Consider the following 19201-nt stretch of genomic DNA (forward strand, 5'->3'; position numbering starts at 1 on the left):
TGCCCGGTGGTGACACCGGGTGATACCAGGATAGAGCGAACACCCTCCACCTACCAACGGTTTTCGCAGGTCAGGAGCGTGTCTTTCCGGTTAACTACGCCCGACGTACGCCGTTTGGGGCAGTTAGCGCGACCCGGCTCACATCTCGGAGCCTCGGGATCAGCGCCTCGCCGACCCGGGCGACCTCGGTCCGGTAGGGCGTGTCCGAGAGGACGAAGTGGGTCACGCCGAGCTCCTGGTAGCGAGCGAGCGCGGCGGCGACGTCGTCCGCGGAGCCGACGAGCCAGGTGGTGCCGGCGCCGCCACCGCCGTAGCGCCCCGGGGCGGTGTAGAGGCAGTCGTCGAGCACGTCACCGCGGTCGGCGAGGTCGAGGAGGCGGCTCTGCCCGACCGCCGACCGGCCCGTGCGCCGGAACTCGCGGTCACCGACGTTCTCGGCCATCCGGCGCACCTTCTCCTCGGCGTCGCGCCAGGCCTCCTCGCGGGTGTCGCGGATCAGCGTGGTGATCCTGAGCCCGAACTCGAGCGGCGCCAGGTCACGACCCAGCGACTGCTCCAGCCCGCGCAGGCGCTCGACCCGCTCGGCGATGCCGTCCAGCGGCTCACCCCAGAAGAGCTGGACGTCCGCCTCGGTCGCGGCCACCGCCTCGGCCTCCGGGGAGGCGCCGCCGAAGTAGAGCCTCGGGTGCGGGCGGGCTGTGGTGGCGTACGGGCGCGGGGTGATCGTCGAGCCCGCGACCTGGAAGTGGTCGCCCTCGAAGGTGACGTCCTCCTCGGTCCACAGCCGCCGCACCAACCGCATGAACTCCTTGGTCCGCGCGTAGCGGGCCGCACGGGAGTCCTCACGGTCGCCGTAGGCCGCGAGGTCGTCCTGCCCGGAGACGATGTTGACCCGCACCCGGCCGCGGCTGAGCTGATCGAGGGTCGCGGCCGCTGTGGCGAAGTTGGCGGGTCGCCAGTAGCCCGGCCGGATCGCGATGAGCGGCTCGAATGTCGTGGTCCGCGCGGCCAGGGCGGTCGCGACCGTGAAGGTGTCGGGCCTCCCCCAGCTGGTGCCGAGCAGGGCGCCGGCCCAGCCGGCTCTCTCGACCGCCTCGGCCAGACCGACCTGGTAGTCGAGGGTGCCGTAGCCCTCCTCCGCCGAGGCGGTGTCGCCGCGGTGGCCGGTCTCGACGAAGTTGGGGAGGTACCAGAGGAACTCGGGGGCGTGTGGGGCGGTCATTCCGGACTCCTTCATGAGGTGTACTCATGAATGTTAATTGGCTTTGTCGACTATTGGCCGACGTATCCATAGATGGACAGAGGCTCAGCCAATGAGCCAACTCGGGGTATGGTCCCGATATGGGCCTGACCTCTGCCGAGCTGATCGATCTCGTCCTCGATGCCGGGACATGGACGTCCTGGGACACTCCGCCGTCATACGGCGACCTCCCCGAGGCGTACGCCGCCGACCTGGCTCGCGCGCGCGAGCGCGCGGGCACGGACGAGTCGGTGGTCACCGGCGAGGCCCGGATCGCCGGACGCCGGGTGGCCGTGGTGCTCTCCGAGTTCCGCTTCCTCGCCGGCTCGATCGGGCGCGCGTCGGCCGAGCGGCTGATCGCGGCCGTGGAGCGGGCCTCCCGCGAGGGGCTGCCGCTGCTCGCCGGGCCGGCCTCGGGCGGCACCCGGATGCAGGAGGGCACGCCCGCGTTCGTGCAGATGGTGCGTATCGCCGAGGCGGTCACCCGCCACAAGGCGGCCGGTCTCCCCTACCTCGTCTACCTGCGCCACCCCACCACCGGCGGCGTGATGGCCTCCTGGGGATCGCTGGGCCACGTCACCGTCGCCGAGCCCGCCGCACTCCTCGGCTTCCTGGGGCCGAAGGTCTACGAGGTACTCAACGGCCGCCCCTTCCCCGCCGGCGTCCAGGTCTCGGAGAACCTGTTCGCGCACGGCCTCGTCGACGGCGTCGTACCTCCCGACGAGCTCGCCGGGCTCGTCGACCGAGTGCTCACGATCCTCGACCTCCGCCCCGAGAAGTCAGCGGCGTCGGGCGAGGCGTCACCCGCGTCGGCCGAGAGGTCACTGGATGCCGCTTCGACCAACCGCAGTGACGCCTCGGCCGACGGGGGCGACTTCTCGGCGGTCGACACCTGGGACGCGATCACGCGGTCGCGGCGTACGGACCGGCCGGGAGCGCGGGCGCTGCTCCGGATCGCGGCCTCGGACGTCGTACCTCTCAACGGCACCGGGCAGGGCGAGCGCGATCCCGGTCTGATCATCGCGCTGGCGCGGTTCGGGTCGGCCCCGTGCCTGGTGCTGGCGCAGGACCGGCGCGAGCAGGCCCACCAGCCGCTCGGACCGGAGGGACTGCGCGAGGCGCAGCGCGGGATGAAGCTCGCCGCCGGCCTCGGGCTCCCGGTCGTCACCGTCATCGACACCCCCGGCGCCGCTCTCTCCCCCGAGGCCGAGAACGGCGGCATCGCCGGCGAGATCGCGCGTACGTTGGGAGCGCTCGTCAACGTCGAGACCCCGACGCTCAGCCTGATGCTCGGCGAGGGCAACGGCGGCGGCGCGCTCGCCTTCCTCCCGGCCGACCGAGTGGTCGCGGCGCAGCACGCCTGGCTCTCCCCGCTCCCGCCCGAGGGCGCGAGCGCGATCGTGCACGGCGACTCCGACCATGCCGCCGAGATGGCCGAGGCTCAGCGGGTGCTGGCCGTCGACCTGCAGCAGATCGGTGTCGTCGACCGGATCGTCGCGGAGTCCCCCGACGCTGCCGACGAGCCGGAGACGTTCTGCCGCCGGGTCGGCGCCGTCCTGGAGGACGAGCTGCTCGCGCTGCTCGCCTCGGGCCCGGGCGAACCGACGGCCCGGGCAGCTCGCTACGCCGGCTGAGGCGCCGTAGGCGACTGGAAAACCCTGTGTCCGACGGGACATCAGGGTTTTCTCTTGCGCTCGGACTGAACACGTGTTTAGCATTGAACATGCGTTCAGCCCCTGCCGATCCGACCACCCGCGAGCGAATCCGCGACGCGGCGGTGCTGCGGTTCGCCCGTGACGGCTTCGGCGCCTCGGTCCGCTCGATCGCCACCGACGCCGGGGTCAGCCCGGCGCTGGTGATCCACCACTTCGGCTCCAAGGACGAGCTCCACGCCGAGTGCGACGAGGCGGTGCTGGCCGAGATCCGGGGGGCGAAGAACGAGACGATCGACGAGCTCGCCTCGGGCCAGAGCATCCTGCACCGGTTCGCCGCCGCGGACGAGTACGCACCGATGCTCGGCTACGTGCTGCGCTCGCTGCAGGACGGCGGGCCGGTCGGGCGCACCTTCATCGAGCAGATGATCGAGGACGCCGTCGGCTACACCAAGCACGGCATCGAGGCCGGCCTGGTCAAGCCCAGCCGGGACGAGGCGGCCCGTGCCCGCTACCTCGTCCTCTCCGCACTCGGCACGCTCATGCTGGAGATCACCCTCAACCCGCCCGAGGACCCGAGCGACATCAGCGGCCTGGTGCGCGGCTTCCTGGCCACCACCTACCTGCCGATGATCGAGCTCTACTCCGAGGGCTTCTTCACCACTCGCCGGATGCTCGACGAATACCTGCTCTACGTCCCGGACCCGCCGCAGGACGCCGCCACGGAGCCTGCGTCCGAATGACGCCCCGCCCCGTCGGCGTACGTCCTCCTACCCTCCCAACGCGGAAGCGAGTTTCCATGTCCGACAACATCCCCGCGGTCGAGATCGCGGGCCTGCACAAGTCCTTCGGCTCCTTCAAGGCCCTCGACGGCCTCGACCTGACCGTCCAGCACGGCCAGGTGGCCGGCTTCCTCGGCCCCAACGGCGCCGGCAAGTCCACCACCATCAAGATCCTGCTCGGGCTGCTGCGCGCCGACGCCGGCACCGCCCGCCTCTTCGGCGGCGACGTCTGGCGTGACGCGGTCGCGCTGCACAAGCGGATCTCGTACGTCCCCGGCGACGTCAACCTGTGGCCGAACCTCTCGGGCGGCGAGTGCATCGACTACCTCACCCGGCTCAAGCCGAGCGGCGACAAGGCCAAGCGCAAGGCGCGGAAGGCCGAGCTGCTGGAGCGGTTCGACCTCGACCCGACCAAGAAGGCGCGTACCTACTCCAAGGGCAACCGGCAGAAGGTCGCGCTGGTCGCCGCCTTCCTCGACGAGTCCGACCTCTACATCTTCGACGAGCCCACCTCGGGTCTCGACCCGCTGATGGAGGCCGTCTTCACCGAGTACGCCCGGGAGGCCAAGGCGGCGGGCTCTTCGGTCCTGCTCTCGAGCCACATCCTCAGCGAGGTCGAGAAGGTCTGCGACACCGTCACGATCATCCGTGCCGGGGTCGCCGTCGAGTCCGGCACGCTCGAGGAGCTGCGCCACCTGACCCGCTCCTCCGTCGTCGCCACCGTCGGCGGGGACGCTTCGACGCTGCGTACGATCTCGGGGGTCAACGACCTGGTCGTCACCCCCAACGGCGCCGGATCCCGGGTGGCCTTCGACGTCGACAACGCCTCCGTCGGCGACGTGCTCAAGACGCTCACCACGCTCGACGTCCACGGCCTGACCATCACGCCTCCCTCCCTGGAGGAGCTGTTCATGCGGCACTACGGTGACGTGATCTCCGAGACCGAGATCGAGGTCGCGAAGTGAGCGCGGCAACTGCGGTCACGATCCCGAAGGCCGGACTCCTCGACTCCTTCACCGGGACCGGGCACCTGATCGGCTTCATGCTCCGCCGCGACCGGGTCCGGATCGCGGTGTGGACCCTGGTCATCGCAATCCTCTACCTGGTCTCGCTGGCGCCCGGCGGCGAGTACGCGGTGCTGAACGACGATCCGGAAGCGCGAGCCGCACGCGCGCTGACCCTGAGCAGCCCTGCGATGATCGCGATGGGCGGTCCCGGCTACGGCCTCGACGACTACACCATGGGTGCAGCGGTCGCCAACGAGCTCATCCTCTGGATGGTCGTCGCGCTGGCTGTCATGACGATCCTGCAGGTCGTCCGCCACACCCGCTCCGAGGAGGAGTCGGGCCGCTCGGAGCTGATGCGCGCCGGCGTACTCGGTCGGCACGCGCCCTCCCTCGCGGTCATCGTCGAGGTCGCGCTGACCAACCTCATCGTCGCCGTCGCCGGCATGCTGGCCCTGGTCGCGATGGGGCTCGACCCGGTCGACTCGGCCGTGATGTCCTTCGGGATCGCCCTGGCGGCGCTGGTCTACGGAGCCGTCGCGCTGGTGACCTCCCAGCTCTCGGAGAGCGGCGGCGGCGCGATGGGAATGGCCTTCGCCGTCGTCGGCGCCACCTATGTCGCACGCGTGGTCGGCGACATCCAGGAGCCCTTGGGCAGCCCGCTGTCCTGGCTCTCCCCCATCGCCTGGGTACACCAGACCAGGGTGTTCGTCGACACCCGGATCTGGCCCCTGGGGATCGCCGCGGTCGTCGCGCTGGCCCTCCTCGCGCTCGCCGCCTTCCTCGGCTCCCACCGTGACTTCGGTGCCGGCATGGTGAAGGTACGCCGCGGGCGGGCCGACGCATCGCCGCTGCTCGACGGGCCGATCGCCCTGGCGTGGGTGCGGCAGCGTACCGGCCTGTTCTGGACCGCCGTCGGACTCGGACTGATGTGGTTCGCGACGGGCTCGATCCTGAGCGAGGTCCCCAACATGCTGAAGGCCGTCGGCGACAACCCGATCTACGCCGAGCTCGTCAAGGGCGGCGCGGAGGACATGATCAAGACCTTCGCCGCGTTCATCGGCGGCTACTCCGCCTTCGGCGCGGCCGCCTACGCGATCATCATGACCCTCCGGGTCAAGGCGGAGGAGGACGCCACCCGGGCGGCCCTGGTGCTGGCCAAGCCTCTCGGAAGGCTTCGCTGGCTGCTGTCGAACACCCTCGTCGCCGCACTCGGATCGCTGGTCGTGCTGGTCACCGGGATCTGGGCGATGGGTCTGGGTGCTGCTGCCACCGGGGTCGACGAGATCGGTTTCGGCGACTTCACCGTGCTCGCCCTCGCCTACGTCCCTGCGGTCCTGGTGATCGTCGCGTTGGCGCTGGCTCTCTATGCCTGGGCGCCGCAAGCGGCCAGCGCGGTGTGCTGGGCGGTCTTCGGCTGGATGTTCCTGGTGCTCATCCTCGCCGACGTGCTCGACCTCCCCGACTGGGTCCGCGGTCTGTCCCCGTTCTGGTGGATCAAGAACACCATGATCGAGTCGCAGCCCCTCAGCCACACCCTCGGCCTCAGCGCCGTGGTGGTGGGGCTCCTGCTCGTGGCGATGGTCGGCTTCCGCCGCCGCGACATCCACGGCTGACGACCTGCCGAGAAGTCACGTACGCCGGTCGAGTGGGCACCTCGGTGCCCACTCGACCGGCGTTGCTGACGTCTCGGCGGTGGCCTGGTACGCGTCAGGACTCGTGTCTCCGCTACGAGCCCGTCACCTGAAGCCGCGTATTGGCCTCGGGAAGCGCGTAGATGTTGCAGCAGGTGCCGGACTCCTCGTAATGCTTGAACGCATCGGGGGACTCCCAATGGGCATACTGTCCGAGCTTGTCGATGGTGTAGGCGGCCACGACGTACGTGCCGCTCGGGGAACCCTTGGGAATCGCAAGGGTGGTCGTGTAGATGCCATCTCTCACGCTTCCCGACGCCAGCGGAACCACCTCGGTGCAGGACACGCCGTCGTATTCGACATTGCCGCGCCAATCCGTCCCCACCGGCTTCAGGATGCAGATGTCGACCCGGTCGACGCCCGCAAGCGGATCGACCGCGCGGATCGCAACCTTGACGCTCTTGCTGGCCGATCGCACGTCGACCGACGACGGAGACAGGGTCACGACACTCAGCTGAGGCGGCGAATCATCGACGACACCGTCGTTGACGACGTTCAGTGATCCGCGCTCGATGGAGTAGAGCTCCCGGGCAGTGTCCTGCAGGAGGATGGATCCAGACAGTGTCTGCGGCGCGGCGTACCGCGGGACCGTGAGAATCCCTTCCCACCAGCCGTCTCTCAATCCACCGGACACGAGACGCCCTTCAACGTTGAGCGCAACGCCATTGTTGTTATCGCTGAAGGTCCATTCCACGCGCGAGACTCCGTTGAGATCGTCGGTGACGTGAGACCGGACCTTCACCGTGACGGAACTGCCGGTGACATCGGCGCTGCTGGGGCTCACCGACATACCGATCACCTCGGGCGCCTCTTTGTCGGCACCGCATCCGCTGAGGAGGTCATAGATGTCGTAGACACAGCGGTTCGTCCCTGACCCGCCCCTCAGCTCATCGGTACCGCTGCCCCCGGTGATGGTGTCGTTTCCCCCACCACCGTCGACCAGGTCGCTCCCGGACTCCCCGGTGAGGTTGTCAGTTCCTGACTCGCCGCGAATCTGATCCGCTCCAGCGCCACCCCAGGCCCGGTCGTCGTCGTAGCCGCCCACCAGCAGGTCGTTGTGGTTGCCGCCGTACAGCTGGTCGTTTCCGGCCCCGCCGTACAACCCGTCGGCGTTGTCCCCGCCGTACGCACGGTCGTTGCCGTTGCCGCCAACGATGTGGTCACGGCCCGTGCCGCCGTAGAGCACATCCCATCCGGTGCCGCCGCTGACCTTGTCGTGGTCGGCTTCGCCGTAGATGTGGTCGTGACCATCATCGCCCTGGATCTGGTCGTTGCCCGAGCCACCGCGGATCGTGTCGTCCGAGGTCCCGCCGTAGAGAAAGTCGGACGAAGACCCGCCGTAGACGACATCCGCGCCGGCCTCACCTCGGATGCTGTCGCGCCCAGTTCCGCCGAGCAGCTTGTCAGCGCCGTAGCTGCCGTAGATCCGGTCGTCTCCCCCACCGCCGTCGACCATGTCGTCGCCACTGCGCGCGTAGATGATGTCGCTTCCTCCGCGACCGCAGATGACGTCCCGGCGCGATGTGCCGTTCAGGACATCACCGCCGGACGTACCGACGATCGTGCAACGTACGCCGGTGGATGTTGTCGCCGCGCTCGCGGGGCTCGCCACGAGAACGGTCGCCGAGGCGGCCATCGCGACGATCCCGGCAAGCAGCGTGCGCCCCGTCAGGAGCACCATTCCTGCCTCCAGAAGATCCTCAGGCCCGCGTCAGCGCGGGCCTGAGGATCGTGCCAGATCCCATACCCCTCGAGGTAGCGAATTGGCGTTCTGTGGAGCGATTGTCGAACGGGTCAGAACAACAGGGCCGTGCTCGGGTCGCCGACGATCCTCGCCACGTCGGCGAGGAAGCGGGAGCCGGCCTCGCCGTCGATGTGGCGGTGGTCGAAGCTGAGCGCGAGGGTGCAGACGTCACGCGGCTCGATGCGCTCGTCGTCACCCGTGCCGACGATCCAGGGCTGGCGCTTGACCGCGCCGACGGAGAGGATCGCGGACTCGCCCGGGTTGATGATCGGGGCGCCGCCGTCGATGCCGAACGGGCCGATGTTGGTGATCGTGAACGTCCCGCCGGTCTGGTCGGCCGGCGGGGTCTTCCCGGTGCGGGCGACGTCAGTGAGCTCGTTGATCGCGGCACCCAGCTCGACCAGGGACATCCGGTCGGCGCCCTTGACGTTCGGCACCTGGAGGCCTCGCGGGGTGGCCGCGGCGATGCCGAGGTTGACGTACTCCTTGAACACGATCTCCTGCGCGGCCTCGTCCCACCAGGAGTTGATGATCGGGGTACGTCGCATCGCCAGGAGCGTCGCCTTGGCCACGATCAGCAGGGGGCTGACCCGGACCTCGGCGAAGTCGCGGTTGGCCTTGAGGCCGGCGACCAGCTCGGAGGTGCGGGTGACGTCGACCGTCGTCCAGATGGTCACGTGCGGCAGCGTGAACGCCGAGTCGACCATCGCCTGGCCCATCTGCTTGCGCAGGCCCTTGATCGGCTCACGACGCTCACCGCCGACCGGTGCGGCAGGCTCCCGCGACGGTGCTGGAGCGTTCGTCAGTGCCTCCAGGTCGGCCGTGGTGATCACGCCGTCGTCGCGCTCCGGCGTCACGGTCGCCAGGTCCACGCCCAGGTCCCGTGCCAGCTTCCGGGCGGTCGGCTTGGCGAGCACACCCGTGCCCGCGGCGGCGGCCGGTGCGGAGACGGTGCGGTTGCGGCGTACGACCGCGTCTTCCTTGGAGCCGTAGCCGACCAGCGTGAGCGGCTTCTCGGCCTCAGGCTCTGGCGCTGACGTCTCAGGCGCCGGAGCTGACGCCTCGGCCGGCGGAGCCGACGCCTCGGCCGGCGGGGGCGACGCCTCGACGGAGTCGCCGATGCGGATGATCGGGGTGCCGACCTGGACCTCGGTGCCGACCTCGACGAGGAGCTCCTGGACCACCCCGGCATAGGGCGACGGCAGCTCGACGACCGACTTGGCGGTCTCGATGTCGCAGACGGGGTCGTTGACCTTGATGACGTCGCCGACGGCGACGTGCCACTCGACGATCTCGGCCTCGGTGAGACCCTCACCGACATCGGGCAGCTTGAACTCGGAGGTCACCACGCGAGACTCCTGTCGACGGCGTCGAGGACCCGGTCGAGGTCGGGGAGGAAGTACTCCTCCGCCCGCGCCGGCGGGTAGGGCGTGTCGAACCCACCCACGCGGAGCACCGGCGCCTCCAGGGAGTGGAAGCACTGCTCGGTGATCCGGGCGGCGAGCTCGGCGCCGAGGCCGAGGTTGACGTGGGCCTCGTGGACGACGACCGCACGCCCCGTACGCCGCACCGACTCGTAGACCGGAGCCATGTCGAGCGGCGAGAGCGTACGCAGGTCGATCACCTCGACCGACTTGCCCTCCCCCGCGGCCGCCTCGGCGGCGGTGAGCGCGGTCTTGACGGTGGGACCGTAGGCCAGCACGGTCACGTCGGAGCCCGACCGCGCCACCCGCGAGGCGAACAGGGGACCGGGCGTGGCGTCGACGTCGACCTCGGCCTTGGTCGAGTGGTAGAGCCGCTTCGGCTCCAAGAAGATGACCGGGTCGGGATGCGAGATCGCCTGCTGGATCATCCAGTAGGCGTCGACCGGGTCGGCGCAGGCCACGACCTTGAGTCCGGGCGTGTGCGCGAACTGAGCCTCCGGCGACTCGCTGTGGTGCTCCACGGCGCCGATACCGCCGCCGAACGGGATCCGGATGACCATCGGCATCGCGACCCGCCCGCCGCTCCGGTAGTGGAGCTTGGCCACCTGCGACACGATCTGGTCGTAGGCCGGGTAGACGAACCCGTCGAACTGGATCTCCACCACCGGCCGGTAGCCCCGCAGCGCGAGCCCGACCGCCGTGCCGACGATCCCCGACTCGGCCAGCGGGGTGTCGACGACGCGCGCCTCACCGAAGTCCTTCTGCAGCCCGTCGGTGATCCGGAAGACACCGCCGAGGCGGCCGATGTCCTCACCCATCAGGACGACCTTGTCGTCGTCCTCCATCGCCCTTCGAAGTCCCGCGTTGAGCGCCTTCGCCAGCGTCATCTTGGTCATCGCGAGGCCTCCTCGAGGTCGAAGGAGGAGAGGTACGCCGCGTAGCCGTCACGCTGCTCGCGCAGCTCGTCGGGCAGCTCGGTGTAGACGTTGTCGAAGAGGCGTACGGGATCGGGCTCGGGCAGGGCGTGGATGCCGGCGCGCAGCCGCTCGCCGAGCTCCTCGGCCTCGGCCTCCACCTTGGCGAAGAAGGAGCTCGAGGCACCGCCGCCGCGGCGGAGGTAGGCCTCCACCCGGGCGATCGGATCCTTGAGCTTCCACGCCTCGACCTCGTCGGAGAGCCGGTAGCGGGTCGGGTCGTCCGTCGTCGTGTGGGCGCCCATCCGGTAGGTGTAGGCCTCGATCATCGTCGGCCCGCCGCCCTCGCGGGCCCGCTTGAGCGCCGACTTCATCACCTCGTACGTCGCCAGCACGTCGTTGCCGTCGACCCGGATGCCCGGGAAGCCGAAGCCCTGGGCGCGCTTGTAGAGCGGCACCTTGACCATCTGCTCGACCGGTTCGGAGATGGCCCACTGGTTGTTCTGGCAGAAGAAGACGACCGGGGCGTTGTAGGAGGCGGCGAAGACCATCGCCTCGTTGACGTCGCCCTGGGAGGAGGCGCCGTCGCCGAAGTGGGCCACGACGGCCGTGTCGCGGGTCGGGTCGCCGGTGCCGACGAGGCCGTCCATCTGCACGCCCATCGCATAGCCGGTCGCGTGCAGCGTCTGGGCGCCGATCACGATCGTGTAGAGCCCGAAGTTGTGCTCGTCGGGGTCCCAGCCACCCTGGTCGGTGCCCCGGAAGAGCCCGAGCAGCTGCATCGGGTCGACGTCGCGGCACCAGGCCACGCCGTGCTCGCGGTAGGTCGGGAAGACGAAGTCCTGGGGTGCGAGCGCGCGGGCCGCGCCGATCTGCGCCGCCTCCTGGCCGAGCAGCTGCGCCCACAGGCCCAGCTCGCCGTGGCGCTGCAGCGCGGTGGCCTCGACGTCGAGGCGACGGGTCAGCACCATGTCGCGGTAGAAGCCGCGTACGGCCTCGTCCTCAGGTCGGTCGGGTGAGAACTCGAAGTCCGGGTGCGAGACCCGTTCTCCCTCGGGGTTCAGCAGCTGCACCATGTCGGTGTGGCTGGGACTGGGATCCAGAAATTCAGTCATCACGCTTCCTTCACACGGGGTGGGGTTGCCACCGCTGGCTACGCCGATCACGGGCTTGTGATCCGTGGCACATCGGCATAGGCAAACGGTACCCGCCCCAGGGAGAGAAGAGGCCGGAGCGAGATGAACATAGACAACTAAGCAAGCGCTTAGTAAGTTCTATGAGAAGCGATGTCGCCCCGGCCCAGGAGATGAGGAACCGATGACTCGATTTGCCCGAGTGGAGTCGCTCAAGAGCGACCTTGGAGTGGCTGACCTGGTGGACCTTCCGGCGCCGCAGCTCGCCGAAGGGGAGGTGTTGGCGCGGATCGAACGCATCGCTCTCACCACGAACAACATGACCTACGCGGTCTACGGCGACACCCTGGGCTACTGGAATCTCTTCCCCGCGGAGCAGGACGGATACGGCTGCATGCCGGCATGGGGGTTCGCGGAGATCATCGAGTCGAGAGCTCCCGACGTTCCCGTGGGGACGCGGGTCTTCGGCTACTTCCCCATCGCGACCCACCTGACGATGCGACCCACGAAGGTCACCGCCCGAAGCTTCGTCGACGGCGCCGCCCACCGCACCGGCACGCCCGACGTCTACAACCTCTACGAGCTCCAGCCTCGGGACACCGATCCCCGGCAGGACAGTCTCACGGCCCTCTACCGCCCTCTGTTCATCACCTCCTACACCGCCGCGGACTACCTCCGCGACCGCGGCTTCTTCGAGGCCGAGCAGTTCGTGATCTCGAGCGCCTCGAGCAAGACGGCGTACGGCGCCGCCTACTGCCTCGCCGACTCACCGGCACAGAGGATCGCGCTCACCTCGGCCCGCAACATCGAGTTCGTGGAGGGCCTCGGCCACTACACCGCGACACATGAGTACGCCGACCTGAAAGCCATCGACAGCACCAGACGGACCGTCTACGTCGACCTGTCGGGCGACGGTGACCTGCGCCGCCGGGTTCACGAGCACTTCGGTGACCGGCTCGCCTTCGACTGCCTCATCGGGTCGACCCGAGCCGACGGCTTTCCCGAGGACGACGACAGCCTCGTGGGACCGGCTCCGGTCTTCTTCTTCGCAGCCCTCCAGCTCGACGCCTACAAGGCCGAAGGCCAGTCGCGCGCGTTCATGCAGCGCTATCGACGCGACGAGCGGGACTTCCTCGAGCAGGTGGGAGATACGGAGCAGCCATCGATCAAGCTGCTCGAGCACGCCGGCCTCGCGGACGCCCCGACGGTGATCGCCGGCTTCCACGACGGATCGACGGACCCCGCCGTGGGCCACATCTTCATCCCCGACGCGGACTGACCGCACGACCACGCCACTCGGCGACCGCTGCCGAGGGTCGGAATTTCTGTGGTCGCAACCGTGGGGCGTCGCTAGAGTCGCGCCTCCCACACCACCGGAGGCGCACCATGTCCGATCCGTACGGCTACAACCAGCCCATCGAACGGCCCAAGACGCTGACGTACGCGGTCTACGGGATGGGGCTCGGTGGCCTGCTGACCATCGTCTCGACGGCGTTCCTCTTCACCATGGACACCGCCGAGATGAAGTCGCTGATGGTTACGGAGATGGAGAAGCAGCCGACGTACGACCCCTCGGTCTTCGACGCGCGGGAGATGGTGGACGTGATCGTCCCCGTCATCCAGATCGGCGGCGCGGTCTTCGGGGTGATCACGCTCGGGGTGTGGATCTGGATGGCGGTCATGAACGGAAGGGGCCGCAACTGGGCCCGGATCACCGCCACCGTCCTCGGCGCGCTCTCGCTGGCCGCCAGCTTGTCGAGCGTGGGCAACCTCGCCGGCAACGCCGCGCTCGGCGGCGCGACCATGCCGATGTCGGCCGGCAACGTCGTGCTCGCCGTCCTCGACCCGCTGCTGGTGATCGCGATCCTGGTGCTGCTGTGGCTGCGGCCGTCCTCGGCGTACTTCAGCGCGGTCGGCGCCGCGAGGCAGCGCCAACGACAGGGGCAGCACCCCGGCTACTACACCGGCTGACGGGAATCCTTCGTTCAGCCGAGCGACTCGCGCCCGTGCGGCTCGTCCCAGCCGGAGAGGTCCGGACCGGCGGGCACGATCTGCGTGGGGTTCAGGTCGGTGTGGACGATGTAGTAGTGCTGCTTGATCTGGTCGAAGTCGAGCGTGTCGCCGATCCCAGGGGTCTGGTAGAGGTCGCGGGCGTAGGCCCACAGGGCGGGGAACTCGACGAGCTTCTGCCGGTTGCACTTGAAGTGGCCGTGGTAGACCGCATCGAAGCGGGCCAGGGTCGTGAAGAGCCGGATGTCGGACTCGGTGAGCTGGTCGCCGACCAGGTAGCGCTGCCCGGAGAGCCGCTCCTCGAGCCAGTCGAGGGCAGCGAAGAGACGTGAGTACGCCGCGTCGTACGCCTCCTGGGAGCCGGCGAAGCCACACCGGTAGACCCCGTTGTTGACCTCGGTGAAGACCCGCTTGTTCACCTCGTCCATCTCCTCGCGCAGCGCCCGCGGCCACAGGTCGGGGGCGTCATCGGCGAAGAAGTCGGTCCACTCGTGGAAGAAGTCGTGGGTGATCCACGGGAAGTCGTTGGTGACGACCTTGCCGGTGGCCTCCTCGACGATCGCCGGCACGGTGATGCCACGCGGGTAGTCGGGGTAGCGCGCGAAGTAGGCCTGCTGCAGCCGCTCGATCCCGAGCACAGGGTCGACGCCGCCGGGGTCGAGGTCGAAGGTCCACGATCGGGCGTCGTGCGTCGGCCCGGCGAGGCCGAGGGAGATGACGTCCTGGAGACCGAGGAGGTTGCGGACGATGATCGCCCGGTTGGCCCACGGGCAGGCGGCGGCCGCGACCAGCCGGTAGCGGCCCGGTTCGACCGGCCACAACGGCACGTCCCTCGGCCCGAACTCCGGTGTCCGCGCATCCCGCGTGATCCGGTCCGGGATGTAGTTCATGTCCCGGTTGAACTCGGTGCCCGGTTGTACGTACGTCGCCTTCTCCTGCATGTGGTCACCCTACGTTGTGGTTGAAAAGTGAACGGCTCAGAGGAACCTCCAGGCAAGACCCGCGGCCTCCAGGATCGCCCAGAAGCGCAGCGCACGCGAGACGAGCACCGTGAGCGTGAAGAGTGGCAGGTTGAACCGCAGCGCGCCGAAGAGCACCGCCATCACGGCGAGCGGCGGAAAGCCGGAGAGGCCGGACGCGGCCAGGAGGGCGGTGGCCAGAGCCGGGCGACCCGACGTCCGGGCATACCAACGGTCGTAGGACTCCTGCCACTTGGGCGACTCGAGCTTCTTCCTGATCCAGGGGATCCTGGTGGACCCACGACCGGCGTAGTACCAGATCACCTTGCCGCCGGTCTGGCCGAGCCCGGCGACGAACCCGAGCAGCGCCGGCCACCAGTCCGATTTCTGGGCCACGACGGAGAGGTACGCCTCGGCGTTCATCACCGGGATGAGCGCCGAGCCGAGACAGAAGAGGAGCGTGTCGATCAGAAGTCTCATCGAGGCACAGGCAGGCCGATCCTGAGAAGCCGTCCCAGGGAGACGCACTTCATGACCAGCAGTGCCGTGGCGATCGCCAGCCCCACCCACATCCAGCCGGTGACCAGCAGCAGGATCGCGAACAGCCCCGAGTTGACCGCCTTGCCCGGATGGGACCAGTTCCACCGCCACAGCGTCCGGTCGATGACGTAGAAGTAGTTCGGGCTCTTGATCGGCCAGGCCAGGTAGGAGATCGACAGGAAGCAGTCGATCACCATGAACTCCGCCAGGTAGACGAAGATCGCCGGCGACAGCTCCGGCTGCAGGAACGCCAGCCCGACGTAGAACGCCGCCGCGCAGAGACGGTCGGAGAAGATGTCGAGCACCCCGCCGATCCGCGTCTCCTCGTCGCGCCACCGGGCGACCGCCCCGTCGAGGCTGTCCCCGACCCAGTAGACGACAAGCGCGATCACGAGGAGCTTCAGGCTCCCCTGGTAGGCCGCGCTCGCCGCCAGCACCACCGCCGCGGCGGTGCGTACGAAGGTGATCACCGTCGCAGACGTCCACAGCCGTTCCGACTCGGGGCGGGCACGCTCCTTGGCGCCTGGCACGACGGCGGTTTGGGTCATGGTTCGGAGCATAGAGTGCCGATGGACGCCGCCCCGGCGGAATCGCCCCGCAGGTCAGCCCGCGTCGCGCACCAGGGAGGCGACGAAGTCGAGCTTGTCCAGGACCGCGGGCGGGATGACGAAGGGGTAGAGGTCGTCGTGGCCCATGGACCGGTTGATCACGTTCAGGGCGGCCGAGAGCGGCACCCAGATGTCGGTGACGACCTGCCGGAACGGCATGTCGGCGGGCACCGGGTCGGCGAGGCCGTACGCCGCCGCGGACCCGAGCGTGTCGCGGATGTGCAGGTAGTGGGCCCAGGTCTCGGCGAAGTCCTCGAAGGGGTGCATGGTGGCGTAGGTGGAGATGTAGTTCTCCGTCCAGCCGTCGGGCGGACCTTCGGAGTAGTGGCGCTGCAGCGACTCCTCGTAGGAGACCGACTCGTCACCGAAGACCTCGGTGCACCGCTGCATCAGCTCGGGCCCACGGACCAGCTGCCACTCGTAGTAGTGGCCGACCTCGTGCCGGAAGTGGCCCAGCAGGGTGCGGTAGGGCTCGTCGAGCGTCGCCCGGACGTGCTCGCGATAGGCGTCGTCGGACTCGGCCAGATCGATCGTGATCACGCCGCTGTCGTGTCCGATGACCACGTCGGCGGTGGACGCGATGCCGTCGCTGGCGAGCAGGTCGAAGGCGAGCCCGTCGACAGGGTCCTCGGCCTTGGTGCGGACCTCCAGCCCGAGCGTGTCCAGCTCGACCACGAGGTGACGTTTGGCCTGCTCGGCAAGGGAGTACTGCTGCTGGACGAACTCGGGTGCGGCGTCGTTGGGCCGGGTGCGGGTCAGCTCGCAGGAGAAGCAGATCCCACCTTCGAGCCGGGCCAGCCAGGTGCACCCCGTCTCGAGCGTGTTGGCGCAGACCCACCAGACGTAGCCGTCGCTGTCGACGTACCTGCCCTCCGGTGAGACCGGGACGATCTCGCGCTCCTCGCGGGAGTAGGCGAGCCGGGTGCCGCACGAGACGCACGCCGAGTTCTCGAAGTAGAGACGGTTGCCACACTCCCGACAGGTGAACGCTTCCATGTCCTCATCATCGGCCGTCCGAGGCCGTCCCCCAGCTCCCGACGCGCCACTCGCCGTCCTCCCGGACGAGGACGACGACCATCGACTCGTCCGGGACGGGACCGTCCTCGGCGGTGTAGGAGACCCTGACGGTGACTTGGGCGCCGCCACCCTCTATCTCGGGTTCGCCGAAGACCATCGACCGGGTCACCGCGCGCGGGTTGGGGTCGGCGTAGGTGCGCTTCCCCTCCGCGGCGTCGATCATCGCCCGCGCACCACCTCCGTCGAGGAGCTCGTCCCCGTCATCGGAGGCGAGCTCGTAGAGGGTGGTCACCGAGGTGGTCTCCATGAACTCGCGGGTGACCTCGGCCGGGGTCGAGCCGCGTGCCAGCAGCCAGAGCGTGAGCGCGGTGACAGCCGCGACCACCACCAGCACTCCGGAGATACGTACTCCTCGACGCCAGCGGCTGCCGCGGGTCACGATGCTCGCCCGCCGCGGAGGCTGTCCCACGAGCAACACCGTAACTTCACTCCTGCTGGTCGGGGGCCACATCGACCGAGACGGTCAGGGTCGAGGTGGTGGCTTCGGTGTAGATGACCCCCTTCACAGGAGGCACATCGGCATAGTCGCGACCCCAGGCGACGCTCACGTAGCGATCGTCGGCCCTGGTGTCGTTCGTCGGGTCGAGGGCGAGCCACTGGCCCGTCCCCGCGCCGCTGAGGTGCGGAACCCACACCTCCACCCAGGCATGGGAGGCGTCGGCTCCGACGAGCCGCGGCTTCCCCGGCGGAGGGGTGGTGGCGAGGTAGCCGGAAACATAGCGGGCCGCGAGCCCGTGCGCTCGAAAACAGGCCAACATCAGGTGGGCGAAATCCTGACAGACGCCACCCTGGGCCTCGAAGATCTCCGGGATCGTCGAGGTGACCGTCGTGGCGGTGTCGTCGTAGTCGAAGCCGGTATGGATTCGGTGCATCAGATCCTCCGCCGCCTCCACGATCCCGCGCCCCTCGGTCAGGGAGACAGCACCGAAGTCGTACGCCTCCCGGGTGTGCTCCACGAGCGGCGACGCCACCGCCAGGTCTGCCGCCCGCCAGGCGCCGGGGAGGTTCGGGTCGACCAGCGGCCGCGCCCGCTCCCACGGCTGGTCGAAGCTCGTCTCGTCATAGACCGGGGCGGTGACCTCGACCTCGGACGCAGCCGTGATCTCGAGCAGCTGATGCGGCTCGAGGACCTGGAAGTACGTCACCGTGTTGCCGTAGAAGTCGACGTCGCTCGACTGGTCCGCGGGCGCGGGCGCGATCCGCACCTCGGCCTTCTCGACATGCTGGTGAGGCAGTTCTCGCGGGGTCACGTTGGCGATCCCGAACGAGTTCGTCACGTCCTCGTCGTAGGAGTAGGTCGTCGTGTGGCTGACCCGGTATCTCACCCGCGGGATGCTATCCCGATCCAACCGCCACGTCGCCGGGGTCGACGAAGCCTCGTCCTTCGAACTCGCCATCCTCGTCGATCCACCGCACACGAAGCGCCCCGCTCTCCGAGACCTCGACGATTCGACCCCGATGTCCACGAGTCGGCGGCCCAGATGCGCTGCCAAACACCGCCAGCCTCCAGGAATTGTTGGACGGGTCCCAGTCCTTGTCCCCGAGCACCGGCCCCAGCCAAATGACCGGGGCACCGACGACGTACGGCGACGGTTCCGGATCGTCCACGATTCCGTGGGTGATCCCCTGCCAGCCAGGACTTTCGCGGACAGCCCGGACGAGGTCGTCGAACTCCGCATCTGAGACCACCCGAAGACTTTTCAGCTCGTAGACCGCATCAGGGCTGTACCAGCCGTCCTTGTCGAGCCACGACACCAAGGCCCATCCGTCAGGCAGGTCATCCACGACAACCCCTGGCAACACCAGCGGGCCACCTTCGACAGCAGGAAACGTACCCGCCCAAACGACGCGGCGACCCTGCGGCGGAGAAGGGAACGATCCCTGCTGCTGGCGATCAGAAGTACTAGCCATGTCGCCAACCTACGACGCCGAGCAAAGTCGCCACTTCCTCGCCACACCCGTACCTTTCGGGTACGCGGTAACCAGGCCATTGTCCCCGACGATGACGACGACGGTCGCCGCGCCACGAATACGATGAACGTATTTGGTCTTGCCGTCGCCACCGTCCAGTTCTGTGCCGCGATTGATCGTCTTCTTGATGCACGTCAGAGCGTCAGGCCAGTTGGGCACCTCGTGCTTCAACTCTACGTGTACGGCACCCCAAGTCGAACCGTTACCGCACCTGATGGCAATGGAACCGTCAGAAGTCTGGATGGTCCAGAGGCGGTCCTTTACATGTCTAGGGGGCACGTTGGCGGACTCGTTGCCGACGGACCGCGCGCCGCACCCATAAACTGCGTCGGTTGCCTGAGCGTTGGCCGGCACGGAGGCGGCTGCCCACATCGACACCATGACGACGAGCATCCTGACGAGGTCACCACGTTACGGAGCCCATGTAATCGTCGCTACTGCAATTCCCT

At 68.7% G+C, this 19201-nt stretch carries 19 protein-coding genes; 6 read left to right on the forward strand and 13 right to left on the reverse strand.

Annotated elements, in window-relative coordinates:
• Window positions 1–94: 94 nt before the first annotated feature.
• Window positions 95–1222 carry an LLM class flavin-dependent oxidoreductase gene (locus ACWZJV_RS11850; RefSeq protein WP_457181574.1) on the reverse strand — a complete coding sequence of 376 codons (1128 nt, stop codon included), beginning with the start codon at window positions 1220–1222 and terminating at the stop codon, window positions 95–97.
• A 119-nt stretch (window positions 1223–1341) separates the two neighbouring features.
• Between ACWZJV_RS11850 and ACWZJV_RS11855 the strand changes: the two genes are divergently transcribed.
• From ACWZJV_RS11855 to ACWZJV_RS11870, 4 genes are all read left to right on the forward strand, one after another.
• Window positions 1342–2874, forward strand: coding sequence for a carboxyl transferase domain-containing protein (locus ACWZJV_RS11855; RefSeq protein ID WP_457181575.1), 1533 nt, complete (start codon window positions 1342–1344; stop codon window positions 2872–2874).
• A gap of 89 nt (window positions 2875–2963) precedes the next feature.
• Window positions 2964–3635 (forward strand): TetR/AcrR family transcriptional regulator, encoded by a 672-nt coding sequence (locus ACWZJV_RS11860; RefSeq protein WP_196872549.1) that lies wholly within the window; start codon window positions 2964–2966, stop codon window positions 3633–3635.
• Between the two features lie 56 nt (window positions 3636–3691).
• Window positions 3692–4639: an ABC transporter ATP-binding protein gene (locus ACWZJV_RS11865; RefSeq protein WP_457181576.1), complete on the forward strand. Its 948-nt coding sequence runs from the start codon at window positions 3692–3694 to the stop codon at window positions 4637–4639.
• Window positions 4636–6294, forward strand: coding sequence for an ABC transporter permease (locus ACWZJV_RS11870; protein WP_457181577.1), 1659 nt, complete (start codon window positions 4636–4638; stop codon window positions 6292–6294). Before ACWZJV_RS11865 ends, ACWZJV_RS11870 begins: the two co-directional genes overlap by 4 nt.
• A 112-nt stretch (window positions 6295–6406) precedes the next feature.
• Here the strand turns inward: ACWZJV_RS11870 and ACWZJV_RS11875 are convergent, their stop codons facing one another.
• From ACWZJV_RS11875 to pdhA, 4 genes are all read right to left on the reverse strand, one after another.
• Entirely contained in the window at window positions 6407–8053 is a 1647-nt protein-coding gene (locus ACWZJV_RS11875; protein ID WP_457181578.1) for a calcium-binding protein, read from the reverse strand.
• A 113-nt stretch (window positions 8054–8166) separates the two neighbouring features.
• Window positions 8167–9465, reverse strand: a complete 1299-nt coding sequence (locus tag ACWZJV_RS11880; protein ID WP_457181579.1) for a dihydrolipoamide acetyltransferase family protein — start codon at window positions 9463–9465, stop codon at window positions 8167–8169.
• Complete coding sequence (locus ACWZJV_RS11885; RefSeq protein ID WP_457181580.1) at window positions 9459–10436, reverse strand: alpha-ketoacid dehydrogenase subunit beta; 978 nt, start codon at window positions 10434–10436, stop codon at window positions 9459–9461. The genes ACWZJV_RS11880 and ACWZJV_RS11885 overlap by 7 nt, the downstream gene beginning before the upstream one ends.
• Window positions 10433–11569, reverse strand: coding sequence for a pyruvate dehydrogenase (acetyl-transferring) E1 component subunit alpha (pdhA, locus tag ACWZJV_RS11890; RefSeq protein ID WP_457181581.1), 1137 nt, complete (start codon window positions 11567–11569; stop codon window positions 10433–10435). Before pdhA ends, ACWZJV_RS11885 begins: the two co-directional genes overlap by 4 nt.
• A gap of 247 nt (window positions 11570–11816) precedes the next feature.
• Between pdhA and ACWZJV_RS11895 the strand changes: the two genes are divergently transcribed.
• On the forward strand, window positions 11817–12866 hold the full coding sequence (locus ACWZJV_RS11895; protein ID WP_457181582.1) for a DUF2855 family protein: 1050 nt from the start codon (window positions 11817–11819) through the stop codon (window positions 12864–12866).
• A 107-nt stretch (window positions 12867–12973) separates the two neighbouring features.
• Entirely contained in the window at window positions 12974–13558 is a 585-nt protein-coding gene (locus ACWZJV_RS11900) for a hypothetical protein (protein ID WP_457181583.1), read from the forward strand.
• A gap of 14 nt (window positions 13559–13572) precedes the next feature.
• Here ACWZJV_RS11900 and ACWZJV_RS11905 read toward each other — a convergent pair whose 3' ends face one another.
• The 8 genes from ACWZJV_RS11905 to ACWZJV_RS11940 form a co-directional block, all read right to left on the reverse strand.
• Entirely contained in the window at window positions 13573–14538 is a 966-nt protein-coding gene (locus ACWZJV_RS11905) for a glutathione S-transferase family protein (protein WP_457181584.1), read from the reverse strand.
• 36 nt (window positions 14539–14574) lie between these two features.
• Window positions 14575–15036 carry a hypothetical protein gene (locus ACWZJV_RS11910; protein WP_457181585.1) on the reverse strand — a complete coding sequence of 154 codons (462 nt, stop codon included), beginning with the start codon at window positions 15034–15036 and terminating at the stop codon, window positions 14575–14577.
• Window positions 15033–15644, reverse strand: coding sequence for a CDP-alcohol phosphatidyltransferase family protein (locus ACWZJV_RS11915; protein ID WP_457181586.1), 612 nt, complete (start codon window positions 15642–15644; stop codon window positions 15033–15035). The genes ACWZJV_RS11910 and ACWZJV_RS11915 overlap by 4 nt, the downstream gene beginning before the upstream one ends.
• A gap of 54 nt (window positions 15645–15698) precedes the next feature.
• Window positions 15699–16700, reverse strand: a complete 1002-nt coding sequence (locus ACWZJV_RS11920) for a zinc-binding metallopeptidase family protein (protein ID WP_008354629.1) — start codon at window positions 16698–16700, stop codon at window positions 15699–15701.
• Between the two features lie 7 nt (window positions 16701–16707).
• Window positions 16708–17190, reverse strand: a complete 483-nt coding sequence (locus ACWZJV_RS11925) for a hypothetical protein (protein ID WP_457181587.1) — start codon at window positions 17188–17190, stop codon at window positions 16708–16710.
• Window positions 17191–17206: 16 nt separating this feature from the next.
• Window positions 17207–18106, reverse strand: a complete 900-nt coding sequence (locus ACWZJV_RS11930; RefSeq protein WP_457181588.1) for a transglutaminase family protein — start codon at window positions 18104–18106, stop codon at window positions 17207–17209.
• A gap of 10 nt (window positions 18107–18116) precedes the next feature.
• A complete protein-coding gene (locus ACWZJV_RS11935) occupies window positions 18117–18566 on the reverse strand; it encodes a hypothetical protein (RefSeq protein ID WP_457181589.1) in 450 nt (149 codons plus the stop codon).
• 135 nt (window positions 18567–18701) lie between these two features.
• On the reverse strand, window positions 18702–19145 hold the full coding sequence (locus tag ACWZJV_RS11940) for a hypothetical protein (protein WP_457181590.1): 444 nt from the start codon (window positions 19143–19145) through the stop codon (window positions 18702–18704).
• Window positions 19146–19201: the final 56 nt, after the last annotated feature.

Source organism: Nocardioides sp. WG-D5 (assembly GCF_054031175.1).